This window comes from Chryseobacterium pennae (assembly GCF_003385515.1).
GTDB lineage: Bacteria > Bacteroidota > Bacteroidia > Flavobacteriales > Weeksellaceae > Chryseobacterium > Chryseobacterium pennae.
The window spans coordinates 1-8,437 of the sequence record NZ_QNVT01000054.1 but is presented as its reverse complement, the minus strand read 5'-3'; the positions used below and the strand labels follow the sequence as shown (position 1 = coordinate 8,437).

Genomic DNA, 8,437 nt, shown 5'->3' with positions numbered 1-8,437 from the left:
CCAAAAAATCAGGTAACAATAATTTTAATAGCTCGTCGGGAATATGCATCCTCAAAGTTAATCTCTTATTTGTTCCTCCACAACTTTTAGCACTGATCCGTAAAAACAAATTAAATTATAATATGACATGATTTGTCGTATCCCGGAAAAACCTTTGTATAAAGACAATTCAGAACATGATAAAATCTATATTTCGTGAAATAAAAATTATTTTTACTTTAGCCACCCTAAAAAAATTATAGAGAACCGATGAACAGGAAATTTATTTTGCGGTTACTTTTAGTAGTAACAGTTTTATTCTTTTTCAACTCTTGTAGGACGGATGAAGTAACACAAGAAGAAAAAAGAACTGAAAGAGAGAGGATTGAAGCTTTCAGTCGATTTGAGAGCAGTTTACCTTCTCAAAAAATCACACAAAAAAGTAACTCCGGGTATGTAAGTTATCATGAACCTTTTAAACAGATTATTCAATCGTTTATGAGTAAAAACCCTTCTTATACAGAGAGATTTCATAATGAAGTGGGAGATATTTATTTTAATCTGAGAAGTCTTACCTATGGAGATACCACAAAAGGAATTGCCTACCCTATCATAAAAGACGGTAAAGTAAATGCCATACTTATAGGGTTGGTGAATCCTCAAAGAGACTGGGTAAATTTTATAGTAGTAAAAAATGATTCGCCCGAAGTACAGGCTGTTATAGCAAAGTTTCAAAACTTTTATAATTCACCCTCAACAACTTCAAGAAAAGAACCTGAACAGGAAGAAGCTATACAGGAAATTATAATTACTGCTTATGACAGTATTCCCGGACCTTCGTATGTTATTTATCAACCTTACATGGATTATGGAAGCTTCGGAGGTTTTGGTGGCGGAATGAGTGGTGGTGCCAATTTGTATGGAGGTACCGGTAGCGGTAGTGAAAGCCCGGAAGAAAACTCCCAAAATCCATGCAAAAATGCAGAAAGCTCTATGAGTGATGCCAATACCATTCTAAAAAACAGTGAAATAAAGCAAAAAATGGATGCAGTTTTAAAAGGGAAAATTCAAGCTTCCAATGAATGGGCAGTTGCTATCGGTGAGAAATCTAATGGAGATTATGAAGTAACATCAGCTGTAGAGCAGAATGAGGATAGTGGAGCAATTCCTACTTCTCAATTAACAACCTCATACATTGGTGATGGCCATTCTCATTCAGGAGGAAGGGGTAATCCTTCGGGAGGAGATTTGTATGGTATGATAAATTCTCTTGCCATTAGCAGCCCTAACCTGAAATATCGTTTTGTGTATGGTAATTCTGATGAAGGAACAAGTGAAGTATATGCTCTTGTAATTAGTAATGCTACTTTAGCCCGACAATTTCTTAATCAATTTCCTAAGGATCAAAATTATGATTCTCAAAATCATTCGTTTAAAGAAGACAGCCAATTGGGAATAGAGTTCTATAAAGCATTTGTATATCATCAATCAGGAACGTATGATAATACTTCCGGAGAAGCTTATGATAGCAAAGCTGTCGCCATGGCTTATATTTTGGATAAATATAATGCTGGCATCAGTGTCGCTAAAGCAGATGTGAATGGAAATCTTAAAAAGATAAATACAGAAGTAACACAGGTAACAATTCCATACAGTGGAGTTAAAGAGGGTATAAAAATATCAAAATGTCCATAATTTAATGGTTTAGAAAAAAATAATATGAAATCTATATTTTTAAAAAGCTTACTATTCATAAGTATATGTTTTATACATACGTATAAAGCTCAATCAGTAAATGATTATATTACATTTTATAATGGTGTTGTTCCTAAGTTGAATACTATTGCCTCGAATAAAACACAATTCTACGGACAAAACTTTTCACAATTCCACAACGAATTATTAAGTAAAAATATAAACATTATTGGTTTATCATATGACAGCAAAACAGATACCGGTATAAAATATTATATCTTAAGATTATTTTTCTGTGACTCTAATATGGATAAACCTGCATTAGATAATAAGTATCAGATTCCCTGGATTACAATTACCTTCCAGGATGAAATTCCTCCTCAAATTAAAAGTATGGTGCTGCAACATCATGGAATGTGGAATAATAGTTTTGCTCAATTTTTCTCGAATATGAAAATAGAAAAAATAAAATTCGTAGGAGTTAACGGATATAACAGTAAAGATTGGTCTGCTAAATAATCTATTGTAAAAGAAGGATTAATATTTTCAAAAACAACATTTAAAATGATTGGCTCTACCTATAGTGCCAATCATTTTTATTTTAAATTGCCTGCAGACACTCATCATTGTTGCACCTACAACGTCAGGCTGTCTTTAAAACTGGGCGAAATCAGCTTAAAGAGTTTTATGTATTATGATTTAAAAGCAGATTAATCTCTATTCCAATCATTTTCAAATAAATTAAAACAAAATTTAATACGCCATGCTTTGACGCACTGCATAAATACTTTTGTTCCAAGATGAAATAAACAAAAATTAACTCCACTAAATTGTGATAAAAATCACCTTAAATCACTTTATCATGAAACAGGTAAACTGTTAAAAAAAGTTAAATTTGCAAAATTAAAACTATCATTAAACTCAAAAACAACACGGGAATGAAAAAGATTTATCTCAGCACATGTACTGTATGCACAATTCTTGGCGTATCTGCCCAGAATGTTCTCTGGCAGAAAGATATCAAGTCCTCTACCCAGGATTTCCTAAGTCAGGTCACTACCACTATCGATCAGCAGTATCTTATCACAGGAAGCTCTATACAAAGCGATAAAGCTCAACAGGGAAGCAAGCAAAACAACGGCTATGATTTCCACCTGGTTAAACTCAATAAGCAAGGAGAAGAAGTCTGGGAAAAGTATTTCTCAGGAAACAATCACGATTATTTATCTGCAACAGTCAGCACTCAGGAGGGAGGATTTCTTTTAGCAGGAACCTCATACTCCGGAAAAGGACTGGATAAGAAAGAAGATTCCAGAGGCGGCTCAGATATCTGGCTGATCCGGATCAGTGAATCCGGAGATGAAATCTGGCAGAAAACATTAGGAACCAGTTCTGATGAAGAAGCCAAGGCAGTCATTCAGAGCACAGATCTTGGATTTTTTGTAGCCGGGAATGTACAAAACTCTTCCCAAGGGTATGGCTCCAAAGATGTCTGGATCACCAGACTCGACAAAGACGGAAAAGAACTATCCCAATTGATAGTAGGTGGAAAAGGTTTGGATGAAGTAGAGAAAATGATCCCTACAAAAGATGGTGGAGCATTATTGGGAATTTATTCAAGAAGCTCCGAAGTTCAAGGTTCAGGATTAAGAAATCCTGAAAGTAAATCTTCAGATGAAAGATCTGTCAGTTCAACAGCCATTAGCCAGATGCCAAAAGCCAGCAGCAACTTCGGTGAAGGAGATTACTGGATTATCAAGCTGGACAAAAACGGAAAAGTAGAATGGGAAAAGAACTTTGGTGGTAAAGGAGATGACCATATCAGAACCCTGTCTTTAACCTCAAATGGTTATATCATCGGTGGGGAATCCCGATCCGAAAGATCAGGAAACAAAACGGTAGGAATTGAAGAAGGAACCGATCTGTGGCTGATTTCCTTAAATGAAAGAGGTGATGAACAGTGGCAGAAATCCTACAATTTCAAAAACCGTGATATTCTGATGGGAGCAAGCGTAATCCATTCAGGAGACGACAAATCCTCGAAAGGAATTCTGTTAGGTGGTTATACCCAGGCAGAAGGAAGAATAGAAAAAGATGATGAGACGTTCTGGATGCTGTATCTGGATGGAAACGGAAATGAACAGTGGCGAAAGCATGTAAGCGGAGAATCCAGACAGAAAGAAGAAAGACTTTCAGATTTGAAACTCAACAGAGATGGCTCTATTATTCTGGCAGGAACCAGTGCCAAAGATTTAGGGAAAGAAAACTGGAAGATTGTAAAACTTGGTGATAAACAGGTCAATGATCTGATTGAAAAATATGATATCAAGATCTATCCCAATCCAGTATCTGATTATGCTTACATAGAAATCCGCTTTGATTTTAAAGAGGCTGATATTATGCTGTATGATATGAGTGGAAGACAGCTTCAAAATTTGAAAACAAAGAACAGAGTGACTAAGATCAATACCCAGGCTTTGGTACAGGGAGCCTATCTGGTGACGATAAAAACGGATAATAATAAAACAGCGAATGCAAAGCTGATTAAGAAATAAAAAACCAAAATTATGAAGAAAATAATAAGTCTGACAGTCACATTGTCAACTATGATGATGTTTGGGCAGACATTAGAATTGCCAAAAAATGTACAGTCTCCTAATGCAGCATCTTTAGGAAAATACGGAGATATTGATATGAATCTTTTTACGGGAAGAGCGAATGTTAATGTTCCTTTATATTCACTTAATGAGGGAAATATACCTCTGAATATAGCTTTAAATTATGATACTGGTGGAGTAAGAGTGAATGATGTTTCAGGCTGGGTAGGACAAAACTGGTCGCTGGAAGCAGGAGGAGTCATAACAAGACAAATAAGAACTAATTCCGATGAATATATAACTTCTGAATATAGCGACACTCCTAGTTCAAAAATTGGATATTATTATAGCAGAAGTATACTAAATACTGCCAATTGGGCTGATACCAATCGACTAATCAACTTAGCGACTTATGCAGGACGATCAGATAGGCAACAGGATCTGGAACCGGATATCTTTACCTTTAATTTTATGGGCTACTCGGGGAAATTTTTTTTAGGAGAAGATGGACAATGGAAAGTTTCTTCAAAAAATAACCTTAAGGTATCTATTGATATGAATGACAACGTGATTCCTATGAATTATCCTACACAACGGCTTTGTAATAACGACTCCAATACCTATCCCTTGATTGTTAAAAACATTGGAAAAATAACAATTTTGGATGATAAAGGAAATAAATTCATTTTTGGAGGACAGATGAATGCTATAGAATTTTCCAATGTTGATTTTTTTAATCAATATAACAGTAAGATAAATGCCAACGCCTGGTATTTAGCTGAAGTTTATAATAATTTAGGGGAAAAAATTTATTCTTTCGACTATGAAAGAGGTAATTTTCAGGCTACTTTTTATAATGACCATCGCCAACAATTAAGTTATGGTAAATACTCAGGTGATTGGCTAATAAGCACTTGTAGTGGAACAAGTTTTTCTAATGAGGTTTTAGCAGAAGGGCAACTTATTTTTCCGGTTTTTCTAAAAAGGATCAATGGACTAAAAACCGGAATCAAGCTTAATTTTTTATCCGAAGAACTTCAAACTGTTAAATATGACCTCAGCCCTATTAAACGCAAATATAATCCCAGCCGTCCCAATGATCCGGATTATGAAGAGAATCCATTGTCAGCAAAAATAAACAGATGGATACAGCTTAATGTACATAATGGACCTGCAATAGATAATTATAGGCAAGCTTTCTATTATTTGATAAATCCGATAGGAGATGTTAATTATGATTTTTGTTTTAATATCAATATTAATACGGCATATGACGCAAAAAGTCTTTTAGACAAATTGAAATGGCGTAAGCTGAGTAAGATTAATATAGAAGGACCAATATCTAAAAATATCAATTTTACTTATGATGAAAAAGCCTATAGGCTATGGCTTCAATCTGTAGAAAATAATGATCAAAAATATTCGTTTTTATACAATATTAAACTCCTTCCAAGTTATTTGTCTAAGTCAGTAGATCATTTTGGATATTATAATGGTAATCCTTATGGTATAAATCCAAATACACACAGCACAGATAGAAATACAGACCTAATGTTTGTTGACTATGGTATGCTTAGCGAAATCACCTATCCTACCGGAGGAACTACATTACTGGAATATGAGCCTCATACCTATTCAAAATCCGTAAATGATATGCTGAATATTGAGAACAATTCAGGAATTATAGGCGGAGTCAGAATCAAAAAAACAATCAGTTCACCCCATTGGAGTGATCCTAATAAAACGATTAAAGAATATTTATATCAGGATAATATCAACTCCAATATTTCATCAGGTATATTACTTCAAAATAACAAATATTACTATGTAGATTTTAAAACAAGATTTGTATCAGGGGCGATATATAAAGAGTCTGTATTCAGTATAAATTCAGTAGTCCCGCAATCCAATATTTTTGGATCTCAAATTGAATATTCTACAGTGATAGAAAAAGAGACTGGCAAAGGACATATCATTAATAAATATTCAAATTATATAGAAGACGGAAAAAATATACAATATGTAAATACTATTAATTCAGATTACACAACATTTCTTCCCAAAATTGATATGGGCTTTAAAAGAGGGCATATCAAAAACAGATCTTTTTTTGATCAGAATGGAAGTAAGCTGAAAGAAGAAGAATATATTTATGAAGCTCATCAAAATAATAATAAAGTAAGAGCTATACAGTACAATAATGAAAATAAATGTCCGCAAAATAGTGGAGATCAGGATCTGGTCATTAAAGCCCAGGCATATGAAATTTATTTTAGTGACTATAACTTAGTTAGTAAAAAGACAATAGAATTTAATGGTTCCACCGTCCTTGAGACAAAAGAGTCTAATAAATACAATGTTAATAACTATGAAAATGGAAATCTTTTGCTAAGAAAACAAGCAATTGAATATCCTGATACTAGCATGGGAGAAAGTGATTATCAATATGCATATGATAAGAACATTCAAAAATTGATCAATGCCAATATGATAGGTATTCCTTTGGGAACAACAGTCACTAAAAAACAGAATCAGAATGATCCCGGAAAAATTATTTCAAAAACTGAAGTCAAATATGATAACTCTGCTACATTACTTCCTACCTCAGTATTGTCTTATAATCTTCAGAATCCTTCAGTAGGATCTACAGAATTAAGTTATGATCAATATGATTCTAAAGGAAATCTATTACAGTATACCACCAAAGACGGTGCTGTAACGGTTATCATCTGGGGATATAATAAAACTCAGCCTATTGCCAAGATTGAAAATATACGGTTAACTGATATCCAGCAATCTTTTATAGACAGTATCGTGAATGCCTCTGATCTGGATGCTGCAGCCGGAGCAAATAATGATGAGAATAACCTACTTAATGCCTTTCAAACTTTCAGAGCCAACTTGCCCGGGCATCAGGTGACGACTTACAGCTATGATCCATTAATTGGAGTAAGAAGCATTACCCCACCATCTGGGATAAGAGAAACTTACCTTTATGATTCGGCCAATAGACTTGAAAAAGTAGTTGATGCCAATGGAAAGATCCTGAAGGAAATGAAATACAATTATAAAAACTAAAACTGATGAAAAAAATATTAATCCCCATAAGTATGCTGCTGATTACCCATTCAATGCATGCTCAGCTTACCCCGCTCCCTAATACAGAGAATTATATACAGACCAAAACCTATCTGGATTATAATGGATCTGTTCCTACAAAATCTTCTGAAACAGTAGGATATTTCGATGGCTTGGGAAGACCTAAACAAGTTGTGAATGTAAAAGCTTCCCCATTGGGAAGAGATGTAGTCACTCACATCGAATATGATCAGTTTGGAAGACAGACAAAAGATTATCTTCCTGTCCCACAATCAGGAACCCAGAATGGTGCTATTATTACCAATCCTTTATCCAATGCAACCCAACCAGGGATTTATGGGTCAGAAAAGATCTATTCAGAAAAGATGTTGGAAAAGTCACCTTTGGACAGAATCATGCAGCAGATTCAGCCCGGTAACGACTGGGCCAATAAACCTGTAGGATTTTCATACGAAGCCAATATGGTTAATGAAGTATATCAGTATACCACGAAAACAACATGGGAGAACGGAGCTACCAAAAGCGAGCTTATTCTGGCTTCAGCTACTTCCTTCTATGCTCCCGGAACACTGTATAAAAATGTAGTAACTGATGAAGACGGAAATAAAACCGTGGAGTTTAAGAATGGAAGGGGTCAGACCTTACTGGTAAGAAAAATTACTACCGAGTATTTAGATACTTACTATGTGTATAACGAATATGACCAGCTAGCCTTTGTAATTCCTCCTAAGGCAGTTCACATGGGAACAGCCGAACCTTTACTGAATGATCTCTGCTACCAATACCGCTATGATGGCAGAAACCGTCTGGTAGAAAAGAAACTTCCAGGTAAAGGCTGGGAATTGATGGTGTATGATAAAGCAGACAGGTTGATTTTGACACAGGACGCTGTAATGGGATCCAAAGGTAAATGGCTTCTCACCAAGTATGATATTTTTGGAAGAGCAATCTATACAGGAGTACTAGTATCAACAGCCAAAAGAGCAGTATTACAGGATCTTATTAAAGACCTGGTCATTACCGAACCTCGCAGTACCCAGGGATTTATCAGAAATGGGATGACGATT

At 35.0% G+C, this 8,437-nt stretch carries 5 protein-coding genes; all 5 read left to right on the top strand.

Annotation, left to right across the window (positions count from 1 at the left end):
- Positions 1-477 precede the first annotated feature (477 nt).
- Entirely contained in the window at positions 478-1,674 is a 1,197-nt protein-coding gene (locus DRF65_RS27915) for a hypothetical protein (protein ID WP_123947453.1), read from the top strand.
- Positions 1,675-1,698: 24 nt separating this feature from the next.
- On the top strand, positions 1,699-2,193 hold the full coding sequence (locus DRF65_RS27910; RefSeq protein ID WP_115973977.1) for a hypothetical protein: 495 nt from the start codon (positions 1,699-1,701) through the stop codon (positions 2,191-2,193).
- A gap of 419 nt (positions 2,194-2,612) precedes the next feature.
- A complete protein-coding gene (locus DRF65_RS27905) occupies positions 2,613-4,229 on the top strand; it encodes a T9SS type A sorting domain-containing protein (protein ID WP_115973976.1) in 1,617 nt (538 codons plus the stop codon).
- Positions 4,230-4,241: 12 nt separating this feature from the next.
- Complete coding sequence (locus tag DRF65_RS27900) at positions 4,242-7,349, top strand: RHS repeat domain-containing protein (RefSeq protein ID WP_123947452.1); 3,108 nt, start codon at positions 4,242-4,244, stop codon at positions 7,347-7,349.
- 5 nt (positions 7,350-7,354) lie between these two features.
- A partial coding sequence (locus DRF65_RS27895; protein ID WP_228438998.1) for a DUF6443 domain-containing protein occupies positions 7,355-8,437 on the top strand: 1,083 nt, incomplete at its 3' end.

Coding starts and splice junctions, on each gene's coding strand:
- DRF65_RS27915 (WP_123947453.1), top strand. CDS start 478: ATGAGTAAAAACCCTTCTTATACAGAGAGATTTCATAATGAAGTGGGA.
- DRF65_RS27910 (WP_115973977.1), top strand. CDS start 1,699: ATGAAATCTATATTTTTAAAAAGCTTACTATTCATAAGTATATGTTTT.
- DRF65_RS27905 (WP_115973976.1), top strand. CDS start 2,613: ATGAAAAAGATTTATCTCAGCACATGTACTGTATGCACAATTCTTGGC.
- DRF65_RS27900 (WP_123947452.1), top strand. CDS start 4,242: ATGAAGAAAATAATAAGTCTGACAGTCACATTGTCAACTATGATGATG.